General features: G+C 65.6%; 22 protein-coding genes and 1 pseudogene. 15 read left to right on the forward strand and 8 right to left on the reverse strand.

The window, feature by feature from the left end; translation table 11 throughout:
* Positions 1-68 precede the first annotated feature (68 nt).
* Positions 69-1,613 (forward strand): amino acid permease, encoded by a 1,545-nt coding sequence (locus JF66_RS00965; RefSeq protein WP_035873944.1) that lies wholly within the window; start codon positions 69-71, stop codon positions 1,611-1,613.
* A gap of 32 nt (positions 1,614-1,645) precedes the next feature.
* Here the strand turns inward: JF66_RS00965 and JF66_RS00970 are convergent, their stop codons facing one another.
* Positions 1,646-2,521 carry a fumarylacetoacetate hydrolase family protein gene (locus JF66_RS00970; protein WP_035873946.1) on the reverse strand — a complete coding sequence of 292 codons (876 nt, stop codon included), beginning with the start codon at positions 2,519-2,521 and terminating at the stop codon, positions 1,646-1,648.
* 67 nt (positions 2,522-2,588) lie between these two features.
* Complete coding sequence (locus JF66_RS00975) at positions 2,589-4,223, reverse strand: AlkA N-terminal domain-containing protein (RefSeq protein ID WP_231556248.1); 1,635 nt, start codon at positions 4,221-4,223, stop codon at positions 2,589-2,591.
* A gap of 77 nt (positions 4,224-4,300) precedes the next feature.
* On the opposite strand from JF66_RS00975, the gene JF66_RS00980 reads away from it, so the two are divergent.
* The 3 genes and pseudogenes from JF66_RS00980 to JF66_RS00990 all read left to right on the forward strand — a co-directional run bounded on the left by JF66_RS00980 (position 4,301) and on the right by JF66_RS00990 (position 6,882).
* Positions 4,301-5,695 carry an FAD-binding oxidoreductase gene (locus tag JF66_RS00980; protein ID WP_035873952.1) on the forward strand — a complete coding sequence of 465 codons (1,395 nt, stop codon included), beginning with the start codon at positions 4,301-4,303 and terminating at the stop codon, positions 5,693-5,695.
* Between the two features lie 246 nt (positions 5,696-5,941).
* Positions 5,942-6,312, forward strand: a pseudogene (locus JF66_RS00985) (FKBP-type peptidyl-prolyl cis-trans isomerase).
* Positions 6,313-6,471: 159 nt separating this feature from the next.
* Complete coding sequence (locus JF66_RS00990) at positions 6,472-6,882, forward strand: hypothetical protein (protein ID WP_035873954.1); 411 nt, start codon at positions 6,472-6,474, stop codon at positions 6,880-6,882.
* An 8-nt stretch (positions 6,883-6,890) separates the two neighbouring features.
* Here JF66_RS00990 and JF66_RS00995 read toward each other — a convergent pair whose 3' ends face one another.
* Positions 6,891-7,316 carry a pyridoxamine 5'-phosphate oxidase family protein gene (locus JF66_RS00995; protein ID WP_035873956.1) on the reverse strand — a complete coding sequence of 142 codons (426 nt, stop codon included), beginning with the start codon at positions 7,314-7,316 and terminating at the stop codon, positions 6,891-6,893.
* Between the two features lie 143 nt (positions 7,317-7,459).
* Here JF66_RS00995 and JF66_RS01000 point away from each other — a divergent pair, with 143 nt between their 5' ends.
* A complete protein-coding gene (locus JF66_RS01000) occupies positions 7,460-9,208 on the forward strand; it encodes a BCCT family transporter (RefSeq protein ID WP_051972954.1) in 1,749 nt (582 codons plus the stop codon).
* A gap of 36 nt (positions 9,209-9,244) precedes the next feature.
* On the opposite strand, the gene JF66_RS01005 is transcribed toward JF66_RS01000, so the two are convergent.
* The gene (locus JF66_RS01005; protein WP_051972955.1) at positions 9,245-9,514 is read right to left on the reverse strand and encodes a hypothetical protein; all 270 of its coding nucleotides are present in this window, start codon (positions 9,512-9,514) and stop codon (positions 9,245-9,247) included.
* Between the two features lie 54 nt (positions 9,515-9,568).
* Between JF66_RS01005 and JF66_RS01010 the strand changes: the two genes are divergently transcribed.
* Complete coding sequence (locus tag JF66_RS01010) at positions 9,569-10,453, forward strand: LLM class flavin-dependent oxidoreductase (RefSeq protein ID WP_035873958.1); 885 nt, start codon at positions 9,569-9,571, stop codon at positions 10,451-10,453.
* 57 nt (positions 10,454-10,510) lie between these two features.
* On the forward strand, positions 10,511-11,659 hold the full coding sequence (locus JF66_RS01015) for an AI-2E family transporter (RefSeq protein ID WP_035873962.1): 1,149 nt from the start codon (positions 10,511-10,513) through the stop codon (positions 11,657-11,659).
* A gap of 61 nt (positions 11,660-11,720) precedes the next feature.
* On the opposite strand, the gene JF66_RS01020 is transcribed toward JF66_RS01015, so the two are convergent.
* Complete coding sequence (locus JF66_RS01020; protein ID WP_035873963.1) at positions 11,721-12,776, reverse strand: 2,3-butanediol dehydrogenase; 1,056 nt, start codon at positions 12,774-12,776, stop codon at positions 11,721-11,723.
* A gap of 548 nt (positions 12,777-13,324) precedes the next feature.
* Between JF66_RS01020 and rpsO the strand changes: the two genes are divergently transcribed.
* Positions 13,325-13,594 carry a 30S ribosomal protein S15 gene (gene rpsO / locus JF66_RS01025; protein ID WP_035873964.1) on the forward strand — a complete coding sequence of 90 codons (270 nt, stop codon included), beginning with the start codon at positions 13,325-13,327 and terminating at the stop codon, positions 13,592-13,594.
* Positions 13,595-13,872: 278 nt separating this feature from the next.
* Here the strand turns inward: rpsO and JF66_RS24120 are convergent, their stop codons facing one another.
* A complete protein-coding gene (locus tag JF66_RS24120; protein WP_035873965.1) occupies positions 13,873-14,061 on the reverse strand; it encodes a hypothetical protein in 189 nt (62 codons plus the stop codon).
* 164 nt (positions 14,062-14,225) lie between these two features.
* On the opposite strand from JF66_RS24120, the gene JF66_RS01035 reads away from it, so the two are divergent.
* The 6 genes from JF66_RS01035 to JF66_RS01060 all read left to right on the forward strand — a co-directional run bounded on the left by JF66_RS01035 (position 14,226) and on the right by JF66_RS01060 (position 20,290).
* Positions 14,226-15,209, forward strand: a complete 984-nt coding sequence (locus tag JF66_RS01035) for an FAD:protein FMN transferase (protein WP_081882058.1) — start codon at positions 14,226-14,228, stop codon at positions 15,207-15,209.
* Positions 15,206-15,814: a ferric reductase-like transmembrane domain-containing protein gene (locus tag JF66_RS01040; RefSeq protein ID WP_035873968.1), complete on the forward strand. Its 609-nt coding sequence runs from the start codon at positions 15,206-15,208 to the stop codon at positions 15,812-15,814. Before JF66_RS01035 ends, JF66_RS01040 begins: the two co-directional genes overlap by 4 nt.
* A complete protein-coding gene (locus JF66_RS01045) occupies positions 15,811-17,085 on the forward strand; it encodes an NADH-ubiquinone oxidoreductase-F iron-sulfur binding region domain-containing protein (protein ID WP_051972956.1) in 1,275 nt (424 codons plus the stop codon). The genes JF66_RS01040 and JF66_RS01045 overlap by 4 nt, the downstream gene beginning before the upstream one ends.
* Positions 17,082-17,327, forward strand: a complete 246-nt coding sequence (locus JF66_RS01050) for a ferredoxin (protein WP_035873969.1) — start codon at positions 17,082-17,084, stop codon at positions 17,325-17,327. Before JF66_RS01045 ends, JF66_RS01050 begins: the two co-directional genes overlap by 4 nt.
* 132 nt (positions 17,328-17,459) lie before the next feature.
* Positions 17,460-19,004, forward strand: a complete 1,545-nt coding sequence (locus tag JF66_RS01055; protein ID WP_035873970.1) for an amino acid permease — start codon at positions 17,460-17,462, stop codon at positions 19,002-19,004.
* Between the two features lie 125 nt (positions 19,005-19,129).
* Positions 19,130-20,290 (forward strand): LLM class flavin-dependent oxidoreductase, encoded by a 1,161-nt coding sequence (locus tag JF66_RS01060; RefSeq protein ID WP_051972957.1) that lies wholly within the window; start codon positions 19,130-19,132, stop codon positions 20,288-20,290.
* Between the two features lie 138 nt (positions 20,291-20,428).
* Here JF66_RS01060 and JF66_RS21480 read toward each other — a convergent pair whose 3' ends face one another.
* Positions 20,429-21,208 (reverse strand): hypothetical protein, encoded by a 780-nt coding sequence (locus tag JF66_RS21480; RefSeq protein WP_156109598.1) that lies wholly within the window; start codon positions 21,206-21,208, stop codon positions 20,429-20,431.
* Entirely contained in the window at positions 21,205-22,170 is a 966-nt protein-coding gene (locus tag JF66_RS21485; RefSeq protein ID WP_051972959.1) for a glycoside hydrolase family 88 protein, read from the reverse strand. Before JF66_RS21485 ends, JF66_RS21480 begins: the two co-directional genes overlap by 4 nt.
* Before the next feature lie 211 nt (positions 22,171-22,381).
* Here JF66_RS21485 and JF66_RS01070 point away from each other — a divergent pair, with 211 nt between their 5' ends.
* Complete coding sequence (locus tag JF66_RS01070) at positions 22,382-24,670, forward strand: polyribonucleotide nucleotidyltransferase (protein ID WP_035873971.1); 2,289 nt, start codon at positions 22,382-22,384, stop codon at positions 24,668-24,670.
* The last annotated feature ends 17 nt before the right edge of the window (positions 24,671-24,687 follow it).

Raw genomic sequence — 24,687 nt, forward strand, 5'->3', positions numbered from 1 at the left:
CACCTACCTTTACAGGACGTAGAGTCGGCCCAACGAAATCTCAATGCAACGAGTGCGAAGGAATCAGGATGCCAAAAGACACCTTGAAGGTATCGGGCGTGACCTACACCACCGCGAAAGCCGGTTACTTCGACAAGAGAAAGCTGAGACGTAGCGCGGGGATCTGGGGCCTCTGGGGTCTCGCTGTTGCCGCGGTCATCTCCGGGGATTTCTCCGGCTGGAACTTCGGCATCGGCTTCGCCGGCTTCGGCGGCATGCTGATCGCCTTCGCCCTGCTCATCGTCATGTATTACGGCATGATCTTCAGCATCGGGGAGATGGCCGCCGCCATGCCGCACACCGGAGGGGCGTACTCCTTCGCCCGCGCAGCCATGGGGCCCTGGGGTGGATTCGTCACGGGCCTTGCCGAGACCATTGAATATGTCGCCACGACGGCGGTGATCGTTTATTTCTCGGCGTCTTACGCCGATGGAATCACCTCCGAACTCCTGGGATTCTCGCTTCCGGCGTGGGTTTGGTGGGCACTCCTGTATGCCGCTTTCATTGCGCTCAATGCCGCCGGGGCCGCCATCTCGTTCCGCTTTGCCATCGTTGTGGCCATCATCTCGATCGTTATTCTGCTCGTGTTTTCGGCCATGGCAGCGTTTTCCGGGCAGTTCAGCTGGGACAACCTGTTCAACATCACCCCGGACGCCGGGCAGACCGCCTTCCTGCCCCACGGAGTCATTCCCATTCTGTTCGCGCTTCCGTATGCCATGTGGTTTTTCCTGGGGATCGAGGAGTTGCCGTTGGCCGCCGAGGAGGCGCACGATCCGGTGCGCGACATTCCGCGCGCCGGGCTGATCGCCCGCACGACGCTGATCGTGACCGGGCTGCTGGTGCTGTTCCTCAATACCGGAGTGGTCGGCGCGGCGGAGATCGCCCCGTCGTCGGAGCCGCTCCTCGACGGCTTTCGAGCCATCGTCGGTGACGGTGCCGCCGCGGTGCTGGCACTCTTCGCGCTGATCGGGCTGTTGGCATCACTCCAGGGCATCATGTTCGCCTACGGGCGCAACATGTACTCGCTTTCGCGCGCGGGCTATTACCCCAAGTTCCTGTCCCTGACCGGTACCCGTCAGACTCCGGCGCTTGCCCTGCTTGTCGGTGCGATCATCGGCTTCGTCGCCCTCGTGCTGGTGGACGCCCTGGGCGGAGCCAGCGGTGTCGCCGGGGCCATTGTGCTCAATATTGCCGTGTGGGGAGCCGTGATCGCCTACGTGCTCCAGATGGTGTCGTTCCTGATCCTGCGCCGCAAATTCCCGAACGCGAACCGGCCGTACCGCAGCCCCTGGGGCGTCCCCGGAGCGGTGATCGCCGGCGTGCTCTCGCTGGCCATCTTCTTCGGATTCTTCATCAACGAACCGGCGAGGCCCGCTATTCTGGCAATCGCCGTGGTCTACGTGATCATGCTCCTCGGATTCGCCCTGTACGGGCGCAAGCGCCTCGTGCTGTCGCCGGAAGAGGAGTACGCCGTGTCCGGGGGCCTGCATGGCAACCCGCAGAAGGAGGGCTACGGCGGTGCGGTCGAAGACGAACTTCTCGCACTCGACGGTCGGGACGATCCGCAGGGGTGACCGTCAGCGGGCGTGCGACCAGGGGTCGGTAGTCAGCTGGTCCGGCAGTGCGTGGTGAGGAATCCGATCTTGTCGATGGAGATCGTCACCGTGGAGCCGTCGCGCAGGAAGATCGGGGGCTTCCTGCTGTATCCGGCTCCACCCGGGCTTCCCGTGGAGATGAGCGTGCCCGGCATCAGCGTCGAGGTCTTCGACAGGTACGAAATGATTTCTGCGACCGTACGAACCATGTCGCCGCTCGACGCATCCTGCAGGATGCGGCCGTCGACGTGCGTGGTCAGCCACACATTCTGCGGGTCGCCGATCTCGTCAGCGGTGACGACAATCGGCCCGGTCGGTGTGAAGCCGTCGAAGGACTTGCAGCGGGACCACTGTGCCTCGGAGAACTGCAGGTCGCGGGCGGTGATGTCGTTGACGATCGTGTAACCGAAGACGTAGTCGAGGGCGTCGTGAACGGACACGTTGCGGGCGGCGGTGCCGATAATTACGCCGAGTTCCGCCTCGTAGTCGACCTGGGACGTGAGATCGGCCGGCCAGGTGATGGTGGATTCGTGGCCGGTGAGGGAGTTGGGCCACAGGGAGAAGACTGTCGCCGAGGTTTCGAGGCGCAGACTCAGCTCCGACGAATGGGCGGCGTAGTTGGCGCCGATGGCGATAATCTGCGGTGGGCGCAGGACGGCCGAGGAGTGGCGCAGCGTGTCGATCGCGGTCAACTCGACGCCCGCCGAAACCGCATTGAAGCTCATCGCCCGCACGCGGTCGATTTCGTGCTCGCCCTTTTCGAGCAGGTCCTGCAAGTCTCGTGGGGCGTCTTCCATGATCTCGTCAAGGAATAGAGCGTTTTCTCCAAAGGTCACCGCCAAGCGGGGTGTGGACTGGCCGTCTTTTCTCAAATGCGCAAACTTCACCTCTTCAGGATATCGGCCTGTCCGCCTGCGTCGGGTGTCGGAGTGCCACAACGCGACGACGGCCTGATTAGAGGGGATCCACGGACGGAACCGGCGTGGCCCCGGCTGCGCGCCAGAGGTGCATGCCCGCGTAACTGCGCCATGGTGCCCACTCGAGGCCCCGGGCGGCGAGTGACCTGGGCTTGGCCGGCAGGCCCAGATGTGCGGCACCCTGACGGATCGCGAGATCGCTCGTCAGCAGAATATCGGGGCTGCCGAGAACCCTCAAAGCCACGTACCCCGCTGTCCATGGGCCGATGCCGGGGAGAGCTGTGAGCCTGGCCTCGAGTTCGGCCCGGGAGTCTCCCCAGGAGATCACGAGGTCGCCGTTGGCGAGTTCTTCGGCAACGCGCAGGATCGCGGTGACGCGCGCGGCCGGGCCGCGCAACACCTTCCTGCCATCAGCGGCGATGCGTGCGCTGCTCGGGAACAGGAGACGGGGCAGGGCTGTCGTCCCCTCTCCGAGCGGGGATTCGATACCCGCGGTGGCGAGCGGTTCGCCGAGCGCGCTCGTCAGCCGGGAGAGCGCGGTGCGTGCCGCCGCCACGGACACCTGCTGTCCGATAAGCGTGCGGAACAGGGTTTCGTGGGGGTCCATACTGCCCGGAACACGAATACCGGGTGTCGCGCGAACCGCGGCCGTCAAGGCCAGATCCGTACTCAGGGCCCGATCGATGGACGTGGAGTCAGCATCGAGGTCGAGTAATCGGCGAACCCGGCTCACGAGCGGTGCGAGATCGGCGATGCTGGTCAGGCGGGCCGTGCAGGTCACCAGCGGGGCGGCATCCGTCCCGGCGAGGGTGAGTCGAACACAGGCCGGCCCGTGGGGGAGCCGGAGCGAGCGGGAATAGGTGTCACCGGTCGCCGACTCCACGCCGGCGATGGTGCGCGCACCGAGGAATCTCAGCAGGCCGCGGCCATCGAACGGTGCTCTGGCCGGCAGCTGGAGGGTGATCGCCGTGCCGCCCAAGCCGGGGTCGATCTCGGCCCGGTCCGCGCGCCGACCGCCCGGCGATCGGCGCAGCTCCGTGGGGGTTCGTTCATACACGGCTGCGATCGTGTCGTTGAACTGTCGAACGCTGCCGAACCCCGCGGCAAAGGCGATATCCGCGATGGAGAGTTTTGTGTGCACGAGCAGCACACGTGCGGTCTGCGCCCGGTGAGCCCGGGCGAGGGCGAGCGGTCCGGCGCCGAGCTCCGCCACGAGCACCCGGGTGAGATGACGCGGCGTGTAGCCGAGCTGGGCGGCCAGCCCGGGAACGCCGTCCCGCTCAAGGGCGCCGTCGGAAATGAGGCGCATGGCGCGGGCGGCAAGGTCATCACTCATATTCCAGGCCGGTGAACCGGGAACGGCGTCGGGCAGGCAACGCTTGCAGGCTCGTAAGCCCGCCTCATGCGCGGCCGCGGCCGTCAGGAAAAAGGACACATTCGCCGGCTTGGGGGTGGCCGCGGGGCAGCTGGGACGACAGTAGATTCCGGTGGAGTGCACGCCCGTGATGAATTGGCCGTCGAATCGGGCGTCCCGTGACGACATGGCTCGGTAGCGCTGGGCAAAGACGGGGTCCGTGAGGTTGGTGCGCTCGGTGGGGTCGGCGCGCTCGGTGCGCACGGCGGGGGCACCGAGCGCGCCGACCGACGATGGAACGGATGCGGTTGTCGTCACGTTCTGAGCCTGCCACGTCCGGCCTTCTCGTGGTAGCGGAAAACGGACATGGCATCCTCGCTGGGTAGTGTGGAGGGATGACTGTTCTGGAACGCCTGCAGGCGGAATTGGGTGCCATCGTGAGCGTGGACGCGGCGGAACTGGACGCGAGCCGGACGGACAAATCCGGCTGGACCGCCGACGGCACGCCGCTGGCTGTCGTGCGCGCCGTGACCGTCGAGCACGTCCAGGCCGTGCTGCGCATCGCCACCGAGCACCGTGTGCCGGTGATCACCCGCGGTGCCGGCACCGGCCTGGCCGGCGGGGCCTGCGGCAGCGCCGGAACAATCGTGCTCAACGTGGCCGGCATGAACCGGATTCTCGAGATCCGGCCGGAGGACGAACTTGCGGTGGTCGAACCGGGGGTGATCAATCAGCACCTCAACGACGCTCTGGCCGAGCACGGACTGTGGTTCGCGCCGGACCCGGCGAGCAAGGCCATCTCGACCGTGGGCGGCAACATCGCCACGAATGCCGGTGGGCTGCTGTGTGCCAAGTACGGCGTGACGCGGGACGCGGTGTTGGCCCTCACCGTCGTCCTCGCGGACGGAACGCTGCTGCGCACGGGGCATCGCACGGTCAAGGGAGTCACCGGCTACGACCTGACGGCACTGCTCACGGGGTCGGAAGGCACGCTCGGTGTCATCGTCGAAGCCACCGTGCGGGTGCGCGCGATTCCGCTGGGCACGGTCGTGACCGTGGCGGCCGTCTTTCCGGACGTGACGGTGGCTGCCGGCGCATCCGCTGCCATCACAGCAGCCCGGCTGCGTCCGGCCGTCATGGAACTCATCGACCCGGTCGCCCTCGGCATCGTCGCTCGGTACCTCGGCCCGAACGGATCGGCTGGGCTCGACCTGGGGGATGGTGCGTTCCTGCTCGTGCAAACCGACGGTCCAGACGCCCTGGGCGAGGCCGAGCAGGTGGCTGACGTGATGAGGGCGCATGGGGGAGACGTGCGGCTCTCGACCGATCAGGAATCGGGCGAGCGATTGCTGGCCATTCGACGCATGATGCATCCGGCCCTGGAACAGCACGGCACGGTGCTGATCGAAGACGTGTCGGTGCCGCGGTCCCGGATGAAGGAGATGTTCGAGGAAATCGCCCGGATCAGTGCGCGCACCGGGGTGGCCATTCCCGTGATCGCCCATGCGGGCGACGGCAATCTGCACCCCAACTTCGTGATCCCGCCGGATCCCCACCGGCGCGCCGAGGATCCGCTCGTGCCCGACAACGTATGGGCCGCTGCCGACGAGATGTTCCGTGCGGCGCTGGCTCTCGGCGGCACCCTGACCGGAGAACACGGTGTGGGCGTGCTCAAGCGGCGCTGGCTGGCCGACGAACTCGGCGATACGAGTTTCGACCTGCAGCGACGGCTGAAGGCAGTCTTCGACCCGCTCGGCATCCTGAACCCCGGCACGATGTTCGAACAGTGAACGGGAGCCAGGTCGTGGTACTCGGAGAATGTTGAGGCCTCGGAGCGAACTGAGCGGCCCGAGCAGGTCTCGTGCTTTCGAAAGCGAGCCGTTCAACAGAAACTCGCCGCTTCGGTGGTGTGGCGATGCCGACGACTCTCCCGATGCGACGAGTTAATGTATCTATATCGTCCAACTTTGTCGGCGTTCGCGCAAGGATGAATTTCTGGCTAGGTGAACTGCCCCTGTATCCGGTTGGATAGGTCCATGACAGATTTGAATTCCAAGCCCGAAATCGACTTCCCGGAGGCGCAGCGCCCGAACAGCTTGAGATCGACGACATCGTCGTGGGCGACGGCGCTGAGGCGACGCCCGGTGCCACGGTCGACGTGCACTACCTCGGCGTCGAGTTCGCGTCCGGTGACGAGTTCGACTCATCGTGGAACCGCGGCCAGTCCATCAACTTCCCGCTGCGCTCGCTCATTGCCGGCTGGCAGCAGGGTATCCCCGGAATGAAGGTCGGCGGGCGTCGCAAGCTCGTCGTGCCGCCCCACCTGGCCTATGGACCAGCGGGTTCAGGCCACCGACTGTCAGGTCAGACCCTGATCTTCGTAATCGACCTGCTCGGCGTGAGCTAGGAGCGGTCGCCCCGCACGCTCGTGCGGGGCGAGGCGCAATGCCATTAGGGCCACGAGGGCGTCATTCGCGTCGCCCTGGTGGCCCGTTCTGGTGACAAGGCCGCCCGCAGTTTCGCTGTGGGCCTGTCGCTGTCGCCCTGGTGCGCTGCATAATGTTGCATGATCTCCACCGACATCGCCCGTTTTCTGCAGAAGGCCGGCCTGGTGTGGCGCCCTGCCTTCGGGGATGCCTTCGGAATCGAACGACCGGGGTTTGAGCACGACATCTTCACGGTCAGCAGTATGGCCATCGAACCCCACGAATTCGATACCGGCACCATCCTCGGCTTCAACGGCACGACGGAATGGGCACTCGATTCACTTGCACTTGAGAACGCCCTCTGGTTGCCTCGGGAGGACCAGCTTCGCGAGATGCTGGGCGAGAGATTCAGCGCCCTCGAGCGCACATCGGGTCTCTTCCGGGTCAAGGTCGACCTCGGAGAAGGCCCCACGCATTTCGACGCCGCCGAGGCAGCGGATGCCTATGCCGCTGCGGTGCTCGCCGTGCTGCGCGGGGCTCGACCCCGATGACGGGTGCGTTAGTACCGGTCGGGCTCCGGCCCGAGCTGGAAGCGTCGTCCCTGCATCTCGGTGGGGATGATTTCCACGTAGATGTATTTCAGCGTCGGGATCAGCGGATGCAGCGGCAGCTGGTCCGCTGTGTCGATGTCAGCCTGTTTCTCCAGCACGCTGGCGGTACCTTTGACGACGACGCTCCAGGCCTCGTCGCGGCCCACGCCATCCGTTTCGAAGGCAACCTGGTTGTTGATCGTGAGCTCAAGCAGCTTCGTGCCCTCCGCGGTTCGGAAGAGGAGCCGCCGGTCGGTGGCCACGAAGTTCACCGGGAAGATATCGGGAACGCCACCGACGCTCACGGCCAGGCGACCGAGGCTGGATGAGAGCAAAGCGTTCCAACTCTCGTCTTCAGTGAGAATACGAATCGGTTTTACATCATCGATGTCCATATCTCATCGTGGCATGACCGAACCGTAGGTGGGAACGTGACCCGCTGGTCGCCTGCGGATACTGGCCCCAATTCGGGGGTCGATATGATGTAAACTAATGTGTTGCCCGCTGGTGACCGAGAATTGTTTGGAAGAAGTTCACCGTGAGCGCACCGTCCGAAACCCCTCCCCAGCGACGGGAGAAGAGCCCGACCCGCCGTTTCGTCGTTCCCGCGCCCCGAGTGTTCTTCCCGGCGCTGGGCATCATCCTCGTCGTCGTGATCGTCGCGATCGTCTTTCCGACGCGAACAGGCACGACGCTCCAGACGCTGCAAGGCTGGGTCGTGGCCGGCCTCGGCCCGTATTACATCGTGCTGGTTGCCGCCTTCGTGGTTTTCGCCGTCTGGATGGGCGTGAGCCGCTTCGGTGACATCAAGCTGGGGAAAGACGATGACACCCCCGAGTTCGGGCTGATGTCATGGTTCTCCATGCTTTTCGCCGCGGGTATGGGCATCGGTCTGGTTTTCTGGGGCATGTCGGAGCCCCTGACGTTCTTCACGAACCCGAAACCGGGTGTGAGCGGAAGCCCGCAGGAACTCGCTGCCGCCGCCATGAACCAGACGTTCCTGCACTGGGGATTCCACGCCTGGGCGATCTACGCCGTCGTCGGCCTGGCGCTGGCCTACTCGATCCACCGCAAGGGCCGTCCGGTATCAATCCGGTGGGCGCTGGAGCCTCTGCTGGGCGACCGGGTTCGTGGTCGCCTCGGTGACGCGATCGACGTGATCGCCATCGTTGGAACCCTCTTCGGCGTTGCCACCTCGCTCGGTCTCGGAGTCAAGCAGATTGCTGCGGGGCTCAGCCACCTCGGCGTCGTGGGCGAGGTCAACAACACTCTGCTCGTGGTCCTGATCATCGTCATTACTGCGGTCGCCACCCTGTCTGTCGTCAGTGGCGTGGGCAAGGGCATCAAGTGGCTCTCCAACATCAACCTCGGCATGGCAGGGCTGCTCTTGGTGGCCGTCCTCCTGCTGGGACCAACGCTGTACCTGCTGCGTGTGCTCGTTGAGTCGATCGGCGGATACTTCCAGAACGTCGTCGGCCTCACCTTCGACGCTGGCTCGTTCACCGGGCAGGCCGGCATCGACTGGCAGGGTGCCTGGACCATCTTTTACTGGGGCTGGTGGATCTCGTGGGCGCCGTTCGTGGGCGTCTTCATCGCGCGTATTTCCCGCGGTCGCACGGTGCGCGAGTTCATCGCCGGTGTGCTCCTGGTGCCCACCCTCGTGACCTTCGTCTGGTTCGCCGTCATGGGCGGCAGTGTCATCAAGCAGGCATGGGCTGGCGACGGCGGTGGACTCTTCGATCCAAAGGTCGGCATCATTCCCGAAAACGTGCTCTTCGACTTCTTGAGTGGTCTTCCGCTCGGGGGAGTGTTGTCGGTCATCGCAGTTCTGGTCATCGCGATCTTCTTCATCACGTCGGCCGACTCGGGTTCGCTCGTCATCGACATGCTCGCATCGGGCGGCGACACCAACCCGCCCAAGTGGAGCCGCATCATGTGGGCCGCGCTCGGCGGAATTGTGGCCATCGCCCTGCTCCTGGCTGGCGGGCTCGCCGCACTGCAGACCGGCGCCATCCTCACGGCCATCCCGGTGAGCCTGGTGATGATCGGTATGTGTATCGCGACCTACAAGGCGTTCCGCGCGGAGCACGAGATTCTGGTCAGCGCCGAACGTCGCCAGCGCCGCGAAGAACTCGCTCGTCGCATCGGAAAGACGGTGACGGAGCACCTTGAGGAGAACTTCGACGATCACTTCGGTGACCAGGTGGACGCCCATGTGGAGGCCGCGATGACCGAAGAGGGCACCCGTCGTCGCCGAGGAATTCTGGGTCGTCGACCCAAGGAGTAGCGAGAGTGTCGTGATCGCGTCGGTTCGTCGGCTGGGTCAGACGCTGCCGTTGGCAGCCTGAACCCGGTCGACGAGCTCGCGCCACTCGCCCGTGATCCGCGCATCGACGAGCACGACCTCGAACGGCGCGCACCTGATGCGGTACAGATAGCTGCCGGTGACGGGCTCGCTGTCGGTCACTTCGGACCAGGGCAGTGACAAGAGAAAATCCGCCCAGCTCGTCGCATCGGGCTGTTCGTCGATGCGAACTTCCCACGTGAGACGGATGTCCGCCAATCCGCCGCTCCGCGACACAATGACTTTCATCACTTAATTCTGCCACCGAGTGGGAACCTGTGCCAGCATCCGTAAACTCGGATCATGCGCTTCGGAATCGTGATTCTCCCGCAACGCTCGTGGCGGGTTGCTCGGGCCGACTGGATCAGCGCGGAAGACTACGGGTTCGAGCACGCGTGGACCTACGACCATCTGTCGTGGCGATCGCTCGCGGATGAGCCCTGGCATGCGACGATGCCGACCCTGACCGCGGCCGCCGGCGTCACCTCACGGATTGGCCTCGGCACCTTCGTCTCGTCGCCGAATTTTCGGCATCCGGTGCCGTTCGCCAAGGAAATAGCCACGGTCGACGACATTGCGGGCGGGCGCTTCGTGCTGGGCGTGGGGTCCGGCGGAACCGGCTTCGACGCATTCACCCTCGGCCAGGAGAATTACACGCCCGGGCAGCGGCACGAGCGCTTCGCCGAATTCGTGACGGACCTCGACGTGCTCCTGCGGCACGAGACGGACGCGGGTGGCATTAGTTTCACCGGTGAGTGGTTCACGGCGGTGAACGCACGCATGGTGGGAGTGCCCGCCCAGCACCCGCGCGTGCCCTTCCTGATCGCCGCGAACGGTCCGAAGGGGCTGAGCCTGGTGACCCGGTTCGGCGATGGCTGGGTGACGACCGGGAAAGACGGTGCCGACGGTGAAGCGTGGTGGTCGAGCGTACGCGATCTCGCGACCCGCCTCGACGACGCCGCGCACGAGGCAGGGCGAGACCCGCTCTCCATCGACCGATCGCTGTCCCTGGACAGCGGTGGGTGCTATTCCCTGCAGAGTGTCGGGGCGTTCGAAACGATGGTCGGCCGGGCGTCCGAGCTCGGTTTCACGGATGTGATCAGCCATTGGCCTCGTTCGCAGGGCATTTATGCCGGAGATCGCCGCATTCTGGATGAGATAGCGGGGCGCCTGGACGGCCTCCGGTGAGCGATGAGTCACCAGACTGCGACGGGTGCGGCAGCGGACCTGTCTAGGCTGGAGGGCATGCGAGAAAAAGACGCCCCGGCTCCGACGCCTGCCCGCACGCCTGCCCGCACACCGTTGAACGACCGGCTCGGCTGGCTCGGCTTGCGCAGTGGCCAGATCCTGCTCGTCATCGCGCTGGCCGCGGTGGTGATTTTCGGTCTCGTGCAGCTCAAGCTTGTGGTGATCCCGGTGCTTATCGCCATTATTCTGGCATCGGCGCTGAGCCCGATCGTGATGTGGCAGCGCCGCCGGGGGATGCCCGCCCTTCTGGCAACCTGGACCACTCTGCTGGCGAGTATCGCCGCCTTCGGCGCCATCATCACCCTGATTGTCTTCGCGGTACGAGACCAATGGGACGAACTGTTCAGTTCCGCGTCGGAAGGTGTGGACCGGCTCCAGCTCTTCGTGACGCAGGGACCGTTCGAGATCGAGGCGACGCAGATCGATGATGCCCGTGCGGCCGTCGTCGATTTCTTCACGAGCAGCCAATTCGGTACGGGGGCGCTTGCCGGGGCGGGCGTGGTGGCCGAGCTCCTGACGGGCACCGTCCTCCTTCTGGTGATCCTGTTCTTCTTTCTCAAGGATGGCGACCGCATCTGGGCGTTCTTCCTCACGCCGCTGAACGGTGGTCGCGCTGAGCGCGGCCGCCGTATCGGCAGCACGGCTCCGCGTGTGCTGGGCGGTTATGTTCGCGGAACGGCCATCGTCGCTCTGGTCGATGCCTCGGCCATCGGCATCGGCCTGGCGATCCTGCAGGTGCCCCTCGCCCTGCCCCTCGCTGTGATCGTTTTCCTGGGCGCCTTCATTCCGTTGATCGGTGCCACCCTGGCCGGGGTACTCGCCGCTCTCGTCGCTCTGGTGGCGAACGGACCCGTGATTGCCCTGATCGTCATCATCATCGTGATCGCGGTCAACCAGCTTGAGGGTAACCTCCTTCAGCCCGTGGTGATGGCGCAATCGCTCAAGCTGCATCCGCTGGTGATCCTGTTTGCCTTGACCGCAGGAACGATCGTGGCCGGCATCGTCGGTGCGGTGCTCGCCGTGCCGATTGCCGCCGTCGCCTGGTCGATCGCAAAGGTCTGGAACGATCCTGTGGCCTCCCGCTCGGCACCGCCCGTGTCGCCCGGAGTGCCGTCGCGACCGAAGCGGAGCGCCCGCAAGCGCTGATCATACGCAGAGAGGCCATCCCCGCCGAGCCGGGATGGCCTCTCTGTCTGCCGAAGCGAGGTTACGGGTGAACGATGATCTTCACCGCGGTCTCGTTGCGGTTGATCAGGGTGTCGAAGCCCTCGGCCAGCAGATCATCGAGACCGATGCGGCTGGTGATGAACGGGGCGAGGTCGATCTTGCCGTCCTGCACGAGTTTGATCGTGGTGGGGTGGTCGCGCACGTAGGCGATCGTGCCTCGCAGGTCGATCTCCTTGAGAACCAGTTTCTGCATGTCGATGCTCGCAGGCTTGCCCCAGATGGATACGTTCACGATCACACCGGCGGGGCGAACCGCATCGAAGAGCTGGTTGAGAACGACGTTCACGCTCGTGCACTCGAAGCACACGTCGGCGCCGTTGCCGCCGGTCAGCTCCCGAACTCGCGCAATGAGGTCTTCGCTGCCCGGGTCGATGACGTGGTCGGCGACTCCGGTTGAGAGCGCCTTCTCCTTGCGGGCCTCACTGAGCTCGCTCATGATCACGGTGACCCCGTGTGCCTTGAGCACGGCGGCGACGAGGAGTCCGATCGGGCCGGCGCCGCCGATGAGTGCGGTGTCGCCTGCCTGTGCGCCACTGCGCACGAACGCGTGGTGGGCCACCGAAAGCGGCTCGATGAGGGCGGCCTGATCCAGAGGGATGTCGCCGATCGCGTGAACCCAGCGCTGGTCGACAACGACCTTCTCGCTGAGCCCGCCGCCGCCGCCGGAGAGGCCGATGAACCCCATTTTCACGCAGAGATGATAGTTGCCGGCCAGACATGGTGCGCACTCGTCGCAGACGAAGTACGGTTCCACCACAACGTTCTCGCCGACAGTCAGGCCGGTGACGCCGTCTCCGAGGGCGGTGATCGTTCCGGAGAACTCGTGACCCATGGTCACGGGGGCCTCTTCGTGCGAAAGCGGATGCGGGTGACCAACCGGGGGAACGAAGATCGGGCCGTCGAGATACTCGTGCAGATCTGATCCGCAGATTCCGCACCAGGCCACGTCGATCGCAACGGCCCCCGGTCGCAGCTGCGGTTCAGGGATGTCTTCAATGCGGATGTCGTGGGGGCCGTGGAACTGGGCTGCCTTCATTGTGGACACTTCTCCTCGCACGAAACGTGAGGCGCGACGGTGCCCGAATGGTACCCCGCGGGGCGTTTCGTTGCACTACTACCTTACTCTGCGGGACGCACCCGGGCCGGTCGAGGCGCACTCTTGACGAGGGCCGTGAGCTTCGTCGCTTCGTCGCGCACGCTCGTACGGTTGCAGCCGGTGCATTTGAGCACATAACGGGGCAGCGGTGATGGCGCCACCCGATCGGGGTTGGGCGCGAGCCTGGCCACTGAACCGCAGTATGGGCACGTCATTTGCACGATGAACTCCTGAGATGTGGTTGATGTGGCGCGCGGCGCGCACAGCTGGCGACGTCACGTAGTCAAGTGAGTATGCCTCGATTTTACGAATATGGGTGAGCCACGGCGACCAGAGTGTCACCCCAATTCGGGTGGTGCCCGGAGACGAGCGGTGCTCGCGCCCGGACTCTGCTAAAGTATGTAGGTTGCCGTTCAACGGCCGCGGATAAAGAGAGCCCAGGCATCCTGCCAGGGGCACCGCGCAGTGAGAGAAAGGGGATCCCATCTATGGCACTCGAAGCCGATGCAAAGAAGGCGATCATCGATAAGTACGCTACCCACCCAGGCGACACAGGGTCCCCCGAAGTTCAGATTGCAATGCTCACGCAGCGCATTCTCGACCTGACGGAGCACCTGAAAGAGCACAAGCACGACCACCACTCACGTCGTGGCCTGCTTCTTATGGTTGGTCAGCGTCGTCGTCTGCTCGGTTACCTGTCCGATATCGACATCACGCGATACCGCACACTGATCGGCAGCCTCGGCCTGCGTCGCTAGTCAGACTTTGTCGCACTAGTTGCATGCAGCGTTGACAACGCGAACTTCTTACACACGAGCCGTCACCTTTTAGGTGGCGGCTCGTTTGTTTTGCCCTGTGTGTGTTGTGCCCTGTGTGTGTTTTGACGTGTGTTCTGGCCGTCCCCGTCCCCGTCCCCGTCCCCGCCCCTGCCGCGCTCGCCCATGGGTGTCGGTGGCTCGCCGTACCCTGCTGCGTAACACGCGGCGTGCTCGTGGCCTCCTCATAATCAGCTCATAGGGACCGGTGGCACAGTCGTTCAATCAGACGAAGGGCGGCTCCACATGAACCTGCACGAACGGGGAAAGCGGCTCAGCACGATGATCACCGGCGTGGTCGGTGTTCTCGCGGTCATCGCCGCGTCCGTGATCGGCATCCACGACTGGGCGGACACGAGTGCCACGAGTGCCGCCGCGAGCAGCACGAATCCTGCGCCGTCTTCTCCCACGCAGAACTCGCCATTCTCATCAGGCGGCACATCGTCACAGGGCCTATCGTCACAGGGCCTACCGTCACAGGGCCTACCGTCACAGGGCCTACCGTCACGGGGCGCATCGCCCGTTCTTCCGGGAAACGGGCGCACGAGCCACGCCACAACGAACGGTTCGTGACATGGCTGTCGCCGCACAGGACTGGGAGCTGTGGAGCACGACCGCGCGGCTGGTCGTCACCGACGCGGCACTGCTCGGGGCTGCACGATCCCTGGCGGACGTCGTGCTGGCCGACATCGAGGGGGCGTCGAGCCGGTTCAACGCCGATTCCGAGCTCCGCCGGGTGACCGGCGAGCTGACCAGGGGAGTCGAGGTGAGCGATACCCTCGCCGGTCTGGTGCGCCACGCCCTGGGTGCGGCCGCCAGCACCGATGGGCTCGTTGATCCCACTCTCGGCCGGGCGGTGTCGGCGGCCGGGTACGACCGTGACATCAGGCTGATCGAAGACGACCACACGGTTTTCCGGGCGGTCTCTTCAGCGCGTCCCGGATGGAAGAGCGTATCTGTGGTCGGTAACACCCTCCGCGTACCGCGGCACCGCGAACTCGACCTGGGTGCGACAGCGAAGGCTGTGGCCGCCGATACGATCGCCGCGACGGTGCGGCGCGAATTGGGTTGCGGAGTGCTGGTGAGCCTCGGCGGAGACATTGCGACCGCTGGGCCGGCGCCGGAAGGCGGCTGGCAGGTGCTCGTGCGCGACAGCGAAGCCGACCCCGCTGCCCGCGTGACGCTCCGGGAGGGCATGGCCGTCGCCACGTCCAGCACCCAGGGGCGTCGCTGGCTCAAGAACGGGCGTGCCCAGCATCACATTCTCAACCCGCGGACGGGAGTTCCGGTGGAACCGGTCTGGCGCACCGTCACCATCGCCGCGACGAGTTGCCTCGACGCGAACACCCTCTCGACCGCGGCCATCGTGTGCGGATCCGGCGCCGTGCAGTGGCTAAGGGCTCGCGGCGCGTGCGCTCGACTCGTTCATTCGGATGGAGACATCACCGTGCTCGGTGGCTGGCCCGCCGAGCACCCTGTCGCAGTAAGTGTCGCAGTGGGTGTCACAGCAGGTGTCAGAGCAGGTGTCAGAGCAGGGGCCCCGGCGGTGGCATCGTGAACGAGGCGCTGTGGGCCCTGGGCAGAGGCACGGGCGTTGTCGCCCTCGGGTTGTTCACCGCCTCGGTGCTGCTCGGCATCATTAATCGGTCCGGCCGGGCCCTGTTCACCGTTCCCCGGTTCTCCCTCGCGCTCGTGCATCGAAACCTCGCCCTGCTGGCCTCGGCATTCCTGCTCATTCATCTGCTGTCGCTGCTCGGAGATTCGTACGCCCAGCTGCGCGTCGTCGACGTCCTCGTTCCGTTCCTCGGCGCGTACAAGCCGTTCTGGCTCGGTCTCGGCACCCTGGGCGTAGACCTGCTGCTCGCTGTGATCCTGACGAGCCTGCTGCGTCGCGTGGTGGGTCGCCGGGTGTTCCGGGCCGTGCACTGGCTCACGTATGCCCTGTGGCCGATCGCCCTTGTGCATTCGCTCGGCAACGGGACGGACTCCTCTGCTCCGTGGTTCGTCGCCTTCGCCGTGCTGAGCACCGTTGCCGTGCTCGCAGCCGTCGGGTGGCGGCTCACGACGGGATTCATCGAAAACGGTTCGCGGCGCATTAATCCGGTGCGGCCCATCGGCCATGCGCTGCGAGAGCCCGGCATTCACGAGCGGAGAGGCGCATGACCATGACCCGTGAGGCGGCAGCCGCCACGCGCCTGATTGCAGCACCGGTGGGGCTGCGTCGCCTGACCGCCGCGCCCGGGCCTGACTATGCCAGTCATCTCGCCACCTTCGGTTCACGCCCCAGTGCTCCCGGAGCTGCTCGATCCGGGGCCGCGCTGCTCGACGAGCTGCGCGCCTCTGGCCTTGAGGGGCGTGGCGGTGCGGCCTTTCCGGCCTGGCGCAAGATGGCGGCCATTCCCGGCGCTGAACGGTTTCGACTGCGTTCCATCGTCGTGGTGGGGAACGCGGCAGAGGGCGAACCCCTGAGTTCGAAGGATGCCGTACTCCTGCGGATCGCACCGCACCTGGTCATTGATGGCCTGCTCACGGTGGCTGCCGCCGTCGGAGCCACCAGAATCTTCCTCTATGGGCCGACCGCGAGCCTTATCCATGCGCAGCGAGCGGTGACCGAACGCACGGATGCCGGCGCGATCGAGCTGCGGGCCGCTGCGGACACCTTCGTGGCGGGGGAGGCCTCGGCCGTGATCAACGCCCTCGGTGGCGGTGAGGCTGTGCCGCAGGACCGCACGGTGCGGCTGACGTCGGCGGGCTTGGGCAACGGTCCGACGCTGCTCCACAACGTGGAGACCCTCGCCCATATCGCGTTGGTTGCCCGGTTTGGTGCGCCGTGGTTTCGTGCAGTCGGCACGCCGGACGACCCGGGAACGCGGCTCGTCACGGTGAATCGAGATGTGTCGTTTCGCGGCACGGCACCGTCCTCACGGGTGCTCGAAGTCGCCGGTGGTACCCCGCTCGAGCACGTACTCGCTTTCGCGGGACTCGCGACGGCGTCGCTCTCTGCCGTTCTCGTGGGCGGTTTCCATGGAACATGGGTGCCGGCGGTCGCCTTCGCGACCCCGCTGAGCCGGGCGGGACTCGCGCCGTACGGCGGCAGTCCCGGCGCCGGAATTCTGATGGGACTTGAGACCGGGCACTGCCCGATCACCGTCGCCGGCCGCATAGCCTCCTATCTGGCCGATCAAACGGCCGGACAGTGCGGTCCCTGCGTGAACGGCCTCCCCGCGATGGCTTCTCTTCTCACCCGGCTGGCATCCGGGGAACGCAGCGACGCCCTGCCCGCCGAGATCGCGCGGCTGGCCGCAGTGGTCACCGGGCGAGGATCGTGCCACCATCCCGATGGAACCGCACGATTTGTGTTGAGCACCCTCGACCTGTTCGCCTCGGATGTCGCCGCCCACCTGTCCGGGTGCTGTCCAAAGGTGCACTCATGACCCGCCCGCCGGAAAGCCTCCTGCACATCGATTGGACGGCCTGTGATGGACGGGGATTGTGCACCGAGATTCTGCCGGACCTGCTGGGCCGCGACGACTGGGGGTATCCGCAGGCCCGTGCGTCCGCCCGTGCTCCCGGCGCGGGATCGGACGTTCCCGTGCCGCAGTCCCGCATCGTGGCGCGCGACGAAGCGGTCGCCCTATGCCCGCGGCTGGCGCTGTCGCTCATCATCCGCCCCTAGCTGCCGCATCCGTCGGTACGGCCCTGTGCGCAGGGGACGAAGTGTCTGCGGTGCACGTCATGCGCGCAAGGGAATGCTTCGAGGGTTTAGCATGATGACGTAGAACCCAACGAAACGGACGGCATTTCAACGATGAGCCTCTGGCGCACCAAGAGTATCGAAGACTCCATTGCAGACTCTCTTGAGAAGGGCCACAGCCTCAAACGCACGCTGGGCACGTGGGACCTCATGATCATGGGGGTTGCCGTCGCGGTCGGGGCGGGAATCTTTTCCGTCGGCGCGAAGGCGGCCGGCAGTTACGCTGGACCGTCCGTCACCCTGGCCTTCCTCCTTGCCGCATTCACCTGCGCCCTCGCGATCATGTGTTACGCCGAATTCGCCTCCGCCGTGCCCGTCGCCGGGTCGGCCTACACCTTCACCTATGCCACGCTCGGCGAACTCCTCGCCTGGATCATCGGCTGGGATCTCATCCTCGAAATGCTCACCGCCGCGGCCGTGATCGCCAAGTACTGGGGAATCTATCTCAGCACGGTGTTCGATCTGGCCGGCTGGGACGTGCCCTCCACTATTCCGGTGCTCGGCCTCGACGTCAGTTGGGGAGCGTTCGTCATCGTGGCGATCTTCACGACCCTGCTCGTGTTGGGCACGCAGCTTTCTGCGCGGGTGGCGAGCGTCTTCACCATCATCAAGGTCGCGATCGTGGTCTTCGTCATCATCGTCGGTGCCTTCTTCATCAAAGTGGAGAACTACACGCCGTTCATTCCGGCTTCGGTGCCCTCCAAGCCGGGTGAGGGCGACGTCTGGATGCAGTCCCTGTTCTCGTTCATGACCGGCGCCGCGCCCGCGCAGTACGGACTCTTCGGTCTGCTCGCCGGTGCGTCGCTCGTCTTCTTCGCCTTCATCGGGTTCGACGTGGTCGCCACCTCTGCCGAAGAGGTCAAGAATCCGCAGAAGACACTTCCGCGCGGAATCTTCGCCGGCCTCGCCATCGTCACCGTGCTCTACATCGGGGTGAGCCTCGTGCTCACGGGCATGGTTCCGTACACGGTGCTCGCCAACGACCCTCAGGCCTCGCTCGCGACCGCGTTCGTTGCCGTCGGCGCTGGATGGGCGGCCCAGATCATTTCCGTGGGCATTCTCGTGGGCCTCACGACCGTCATCATGGTGCTGCTGCTCGGGCTCTCGCGGGTGCTGTTCGCCATGAGTCGGGACGGGCTGCTGCCGCGCTGGCTCAGCGTCACCTCGGAAAAGCGTCGCACCCCTGCCCGGATCCAGATCATCGCCGGTCTCGCCGTGGCGCTCATCGCCGGCCTGACCGACGTCGGCGTGCTCGAGGAGATGATCAACATCGGTACGCTCTCGGCCTTCGTGCTCGTCAGCATCGCCGTGGTCGTGCTGCGCAGGAAGCGTCCGGATCTGCCGCGCGCGTTCAAGGTTCCGTTCTCGCCGTTCCTGCCGATTCTCTCCGCCGTGCTGTGCGTGTGGCTCATGCTCAACCTCACGACGCTCACCTGGGCACGGTTCGGTGTCTGGCTGTTGATCGGATTCGCCGTCTACTTCCTGTACGGACGCAGTCACTCGGTGCTCGGCCGGAAACAGCGCGGCCTGGCCGCCGACGGGACCCCGCTCGAGGCAGCCGCGCCGGCGCCGGAACGAGACGTCGCAGCCTCGAAGTAGCCCGGGCCCGGCCCCGGTGCGATCAGGCGCTGAGAGGCGCTGTCACGGGCGTGCCCGGGAATATGATCGGTACAGTAGTAGTTGTCGCGAATGTACATGAATATGCATTGAAATTGGAGGCTGACATGGAGTTCGGCATTTTTACCGTTGGCGACCGCACTGTCGACCCCGTCACTGGTCGGGCGCCGACCGAACATGAGCGCATCACGGCCATGGTGACAATCGCCCAAAAGGCCGAAGAGGTCGGACTGGACGTTTTCGCCACGGGGGAGCACCACAACCCGCCGTTCGTGCCGTCGTCACCGACCACCCTGCTCGGGTATATCGCCGCGAAGACCGAGACGCTGATCCTCTCGACAGCGACGACCCTCATCACCACGAGCGATCCGGTGAAGATCGCCGAAGACTTCGCCATGCTGCAGCACCTCTCCGGCGGACGGGTCGACCTTACCCTCGGACGGGGCAACACCGGCCCGGTCTACCCCTGGTTCGGCCAGGACATCCGGCAGGGCATCCCGCTGGCTTTGGAAAACTACGCCCTGCTTCGGCGCCTCTGGCGTGAGGAATTCGTTGACTGGGAGGGGCAGTTTCGCACCCCGCTCCAGGGGTTCCAGTCGACGCCGCGACCGCTCGACGGAGTGCCGCCATTCGTCTGGCACGGCAGCATCCGCAGCCCGGAAATCGCCGAACAGGCCGCCTACTACGGCGACGGATTCTTCGCGAACAACATTTTTTGGCCCAAAGAGCACTACATGAAGCTCATCGGGTACTACCGCGCGCGTTTCGAGCACTACGGTCACGGCCCCGCGTCCGAGGCGATTGTGGGCCTTGGCGGGCAGGCGTTCATGCGCACGAAGTCTCAGGACGCCGTGAGCGAATTTCGCCCGTACTTCGACAACGCCCCCGTGTACGGACACGGCCCGACGCTCGAAGACTTCACCGAGCAGACGCCGCTGACCGTCGGCAGCCCGCAGCAGGTCATCGACCGCTACGCAGGCATGCGCGAGCACTTCGGCGACTACCAGCGTCAGCTGTTCCTCATGGACCACGCCGGCCTGCCCCTCAAGACCGTGCTCGAGCAGCTTGATATCCTCGGCGGAGAGGTCGTCCCGGTGCTCCGCAAGGAACTTGCCCGAAACCGCCCGGCGAACGTGCCGTCAACCCCGACGCACGCATCGCTCGTGGCCGTCGCTCGACAGTCCGCAGCGGGTGCAGCGGATGCAGCGGATGCCGCGGATGCCCCGGGCGACGCGGCCGAGCTCGCCGAGACGCCTCAGCGCTCCTGACGACCGTTCGCTCCTTCGCCCCGGAGCTTTCGTGCAGCCCCACCGCCGGCGCCTGACCGGCTGCCGCTGAGGGGTGACGGGCTGGCGGGCTGCAGCGCACGTCCGTGGTTGACGGAGGCCGTATCGACCGGCACGGGGTTAACCGGGAGAACCGGCCCACAGGTCGTCGACGGACACGACGAGCGGACTGGGGACGCCGCCGACACTGACATACACCGTCATGCCGACGGAACCGGCCGCCTGCAGTCCCGCGGTTGAATCTGTCGTGGTGATCGGCCATGCGGTCGGCTCAGCGGTGCCGACCAGCCACACCTTGGCTCGGATCGTCGTGGGCGCGACGCCCGTGACCTGAAGGCGGAGCTGGAGGGTCTTTCCCGTTGTGTAGATGAGACCCGGCACGGTCAGCTCCAGAACGGTCGCATTCGTGCGGCGCACCTGTAGTTTGACGCTCCCGGTCGGCCCCACGACGGTTCTGGCCGCATAGGACGCGGTGCCGATCCGGCGGCCGACCATGGCCACGTAGGCCGACCCGGTGGTGGGGCGGGGGAAGCTCAGCGTGGCACGCATCTCCGTGTTCACACTCGACACGCCGTTGAGATACGCCTCACGGGTGATGCCGGGCGTCGTGGAGACCTGAGCCACGCCGCCGTTCGTGGAGAGTCCCGTCGAGCCGGTCCACGCGCCGCCGATTTCGGCCGATCCGAGCCCGGGCGAGACCGTGCGTGCGAACGTGTCGGATGCCACGACTCCGCTGAGCTGGGCGAGCTCGGAGGCCGCCAGAGTGAATGCGCCCACGCAATACCCGATCGACGTGGTCGTGCTGGGCACTCCCGGCGCTTCGCCGACTCCCTGGCAGTTCGACAGGAAGCCGGAACGTGTCAGCGAGATGGTGCTGAGGCCAGTCCAGGCGCGGGTCACCACGGGGAGGTACGTCGCCGGATCAAGAATTCCGGTGCGGATGCCATACGCATGGCGTAGACGAAGAGGGCTGTCGCGCTGGTTTCGGGGGCGGGGAAGAGGGACGGGCTGAGCAGGCTGCTGCGCCACATACCGTCGGAGCCCTGTAGCTGGACGAGGCGGGCGGCCATGGTCCGCAGCATCGTCGAGTACTCGCCGTAGTGCGGATCTGCCGGCGGGAGAACCATGAGGGTGCGAGCCATGGCGCCGATCACCCAGCCATTGCCGCGCGCCCACATGACCTTGTGCCCCAGGGAGTCGCGTTGCGCCACGTACTTACAGTCCCGCCACCACAGGTGTTCGGAGGAATCGAAGAGCCCGTGGGCGACGCAGCCGGGACGCACGGACGTCGTGCCGTCGTTCTTCAAAAAATTGTAGAACTGGGGGTGCTTGGCCTGGTATGCGACAGCTCCCGTACGAGCGGCCCACCGGGGCCAGAGCGGCAGTCCCATGAACATCGAGTCGATCCACCAATACCGATTGGCGGCCAAGCTCAGGTCCTGCGCCATGAGGGTGTCGGACCGACTGAGGTTGGCGGTGACGCCCAGCCGCGCGGAATCCTGCCATGGTTGGATGGCGGCGCGGCTGTCGGGGTTCGAGGTGGGACTGGACGGTGCGTCCGGGTTCCAGCCGTTGCGGTCCCCCCAGGACTGCAGCCACTGCCGGTATGTCGCTTCATTCGTCTCGCGGACCAGGGCCTCCACGCCCATGTAATACGGCGTCCACTTCCAGCCGGCGTCGGAGGTCGCTCCACCGTTGTGGGCGTAGAAGTAATCGGTCGCCGACCGCGCGGCCTGCACGATGGATGAGCGGGACGGCAGGGCATCGGGGTACGCCTGGCCGGCCGGCGGGGCCGACAGGGCCGGAACGCTCGGCAGAACGGCCACGAGAACTGCCAGGACAAGAGAGAGGGCCGTTTTCATTTCGTCACGGTACCCCCGGGGGTGGTTACCGGCAATGCTGCGACTCCACGCCGTGACCCCGCGCCACCACGCCTGGCGTGGAACCGGTCTGTTAGAGTTGACCGGGTTGATTTTTTTCTGATTTCAGCCTGTCCAACTCGCCTGTCACACGGGCACGCGAGCCTTCGTCGCCAGCATGGCGAGAAGCAAACATAAAGGAGAGAACCCCCACATGGAGGGTCCAGAAATCACGTTCGCCGAAACCGTTATCGATAACGGCAAGTACGGCAAGCGCACCATCCGTTTCGAGACCGGGCGTCTCGCCCAGCAGGCGCAGGGATCTGCCGCCGCTTACATCGACGAAGAGACGATGCTTCTCTCCGCCACCAGCGTGAGCAAGCAGCCGAAGGACAACTTCGACTTCTTCCCGCTCACCATCGACGTCGAAGAGCGCATGTACGCCGCGGGCCGCATCCCGGGCAGCTTCTTCCGCCGCGAAGGTCGCCCGTCGACCGACGCCATCCTCACCTGCCGTCTGATCGACCGGCCGCTGCGCCCGTCGTTCGTTGACGGACTGCGCAACGAGATCCAGGTCGTCATCACCGTTCTGGCCATCGAGCCCGACGAGCTGTATGACGTGCTCGCGATCAACGCGGCTTCCATGTCCACCCAGCTCGCCGGCCTCCCGTTCTCCGGTCCGATCGGTGGCGTTCGCGTCGCCCTCGTGCCCGATGACAACGGAAGTGGCCAGTGGGTCGCCTTCCCGAAGCACTCGCAGCTTGCCGACGCCGTGTTCAGCATGGTCGTTGCCGGTCGCGTGGTGACGGATGCCTCCGGTGCGCAGGACGTCGCGATCATGATGATCGAGGCCGAAGCCACCGACGGCGCCTGGAACCTCATCAAGGGCGGCGCCATCGCGCCGAACGAGGAGGTCGTTGCCCAGGGCATCGAGGCATCCAAGCCGTTCATCAAGCAGCTCGTTGCCGCTCAGCAGGAAGTCGCCGATAAGGCGGCCAAGCCGACCGCCGACTTCGCCCTGTTCCCGCCCTACCAGCCGGCGACGTACGACGCTGTTGCAGCCGTCGCCTACGACGAGCTGAAGAACGTCTACGCGATCGCCGACAAGGTCGACCGTCAGAACGCCGATGACGCACTCAAAGCCACCGTCAAGGCGGCCGTTGCCGCCAAGGTCGAGGCCGGAGAGCTCGAAGCCAGCGCGAACAACCAGGTCAACGCCGCATACAAGTCGGTCACCAAGCTCGTCGTGCGCTCCCGCGTGCTCAACGAGGGCATCCGCATCGACGGCCGTGGCCTTGCTGACATCCGTCCGCTCGACGCCGAGGTCGCGGTCATCCCCCGCGTGCACGGTTCCGCGATCTTCCAGCGTGGCGAGACCCAGATCCTCGGCGTGACCACGCTGAACATGCTGAAGCTCGAGCAGTCGATCGACTCGCTCAACCCGGTCACCAAGAAGCGCTACATGCACAACTACAACTTCCCGCCCTACTCGACCGGTGAAACCGGCCGCGTCGGAACGCCGAAGCGTCGCGAGATCGGCCACGGAGCGCTCGCCGAGCGTGCCCTGGTTCCCGTGCTGCCCACGCGTGAGGAATTCCCCTACGCCATCCGTCAGGTGTCGGAGGCGCTGAGCTCCAACGGCTCCACGTCGATGGGCTCCGTCTGTGCATCGACCCTGTCGCTGCTGAACGCCGGAGTGCCGCTGCGCGCACCGGTTGCCGGTATCGCCATGGGCCTGATCAGCGACACCGTTGACGGTCAGACCCGCTACGCGGCACTGACCGACATCCTCGGCGCCGAAGATGCCCTCGGCGACATGGACTTCAAGGTTGCCGGAACGAGTGAGTTCATCACCGCGATCCAGCTCGACACCAAGCTCGACGGCATCCCCGCGTCGGTCCTGGCCGGTGCGCTCACCCAGGCCCGCGACGCTCGTGCGACGATCCTGTCTGTGCTGAACGCCGCCATCGACCGCCCCGACGAGATGGCACCGACCGCGCCCCGCGTGATCAGTGTTCAGATCCCCGTGGACAAGATCGGCGAGCTGATCGGCCCGAAGGGCAAGACGATCAACGGCATTCAGGACGAGACCGGCGCCGACATTTCCATCGAGGAAGACGGCACCGTGTACATCGGCGCTGTCGACGGGCCGTCGGCCGAGGCCGCTCGTGCCATGGTCAACTCCATCGCCAACCCGACCAACCCCGAGGTCGGCGAGCAGTTCCTCGGAACTGTCGTGAAGATCGCCGCATTCGGCGCCTTCGTTTCGCTGCTCCCGGGCAAGGATGGTCTGCTGCACATCTCTGAGGTGCGTAAGCTTGCCGGTGGGAAGCGTGTTGAGAACGTCGAAGACGTTCTCGGCGTCGGCCAGAAGGTGCTCGTTGAGATCACCAAGATCGATGACCGTGGCAAGCTGTCGCTTGCTCCGGTTCTCGAAGAGGGTGCCGACACGGAAGGCCGCAACGCGGCATCCGCCGGCCCCGAGGCTCCGGCCGAGGGCTAGTCCTAGCTCAACACAGG

Origin of the sequence: Cryobacterium sp. MLB-32 (assembly GCF_000738085.1) — a bacterium.
Taxonomy (GTDB): Bacteria; Actinomycetota; Actinomycetes; order Actinomycetales; family Microbacteriaceae; genus Cryobacterium.

What these genes read in the sequence shown, in the direction of transcription:
- JF66_RS01070 (WP_035873971.1), top strand. Translation starts at nt 22,382, where the DNA reads ATGGAGGGTCCAGAAATCACGTTCGCCGAAACCGTTATCGATAACGGC.
- JF66_RS00965 (WP_035873944.1), top strand. Translation starts at nt 69, where the DNA reads ATGCCAAAAGACACCTTGAAGGTATCGGGCGTGACCTACACCACCGCG.
- JF66_RS01015 (WP_035873962.1), top strand. Translation starts at nt 10,511, where the DNA reads ATGCGAGAAAAAGACGCCCCGGCTCCGACGCCTGCCCGCACGCCTGCC.
- JF66_RS01005 (WP_051972955.1), bottom strand. Translation starts at nt 9,514, where the DNA reads ATGAAAGTCATTGTGTCGCGGAGCGGCGGATTGGCGGACATCCGTCTC.
- JF66_RS00995 (WP_035873956.1), bottom strand. Translation starts at nt 7,316, where the DNA reads ATGGACATCGATGATGTAAAACCGATTCGTATTCTCACTGAAGACGAG.
- JF66_RS01055 (WP_035873970.1), top strand. Translation starts at nt 17,460, where the DNA reads ATGAGCCTCTGGCGCACCAAGAGTATCGAAGACTCCATTGCAGACTCT.
- JF66_RS00980 (WP_035873952.1), top strand. Translation starts at nt 4,301, where the DNA reads ATGACTGTTCTGGAACGCCTGCAGGCGGAATTGGGTGCCATCGTGAGC.
- JF66_RS00990 (WP_035873954.1), top strand. Translation starts at nt 6,472, where the DNA reads ATGATCTCCACCGACATCGCCCGTTTTCTGCAGAAGGCCGGCCTGGTG.
- JF66_RS01020 (WP_035873963.1), bottom strand. Translation starts at nt 12,776, where the DNA reads ATGAAGGCAGCCCAGTTCCACGGCCCCCACGACATCCGCATTGAAGAC.
- JF66_RS01045 (WP_051972956.1), top strand. Translation starts at nt 15,811, where the DNA reads ATGACCATGACCCGTGAGGCGGCAGCCGCCACGCGCCTGATTGCAGCA.
- JF66_RS01050 (WP_035873969.1), top strand. Translation starts at nt 17,082, where the DNA reads ATGACCCGCCCGCCGGAAAGCCTCCTGCACATCGATTGGACGGCCTGT.
- JF66_RS01035 (WP_081882058.1), top strand. Translation starts at nt 14,226, where the DNA reads ATGGCTGTCGCCGCACAGGACTGGGAGCTGTGGAGCACGACCGCGCGG.
- JF66_RS01060 (WP_051972957.1), top strand. Translation starts at nt 19,130, where the DNA reads ATGGAGTTCGGCATTTTTACCGTTGGCGACCGCACTGTCGACCCCGTC.
- rpsO (WP_035873964.1), top strand. Translation starts at nt 13,325, where the DNA reads ATGGCACTCGAAGCCGATGCAAAGAAGGCGATCATCGATAAGTACGCT.
- JF66_RS01010 (WP_035873958.1), top strand. Translation starts at nt 9,569, where the DNA reads ATGCGCTTCGGAATCGTGATTCTCCCGCAACGCTCGTGGCGGGTTGCT.
- JF66_RS21485 (WP_051972959.1), bottom strand. Translation starts at nt 22,170, where the DNA reads ATGAAAACGGCCCTCTCTCTTGTCCTGGCAGTTCTCGTGGCCGTTCTG.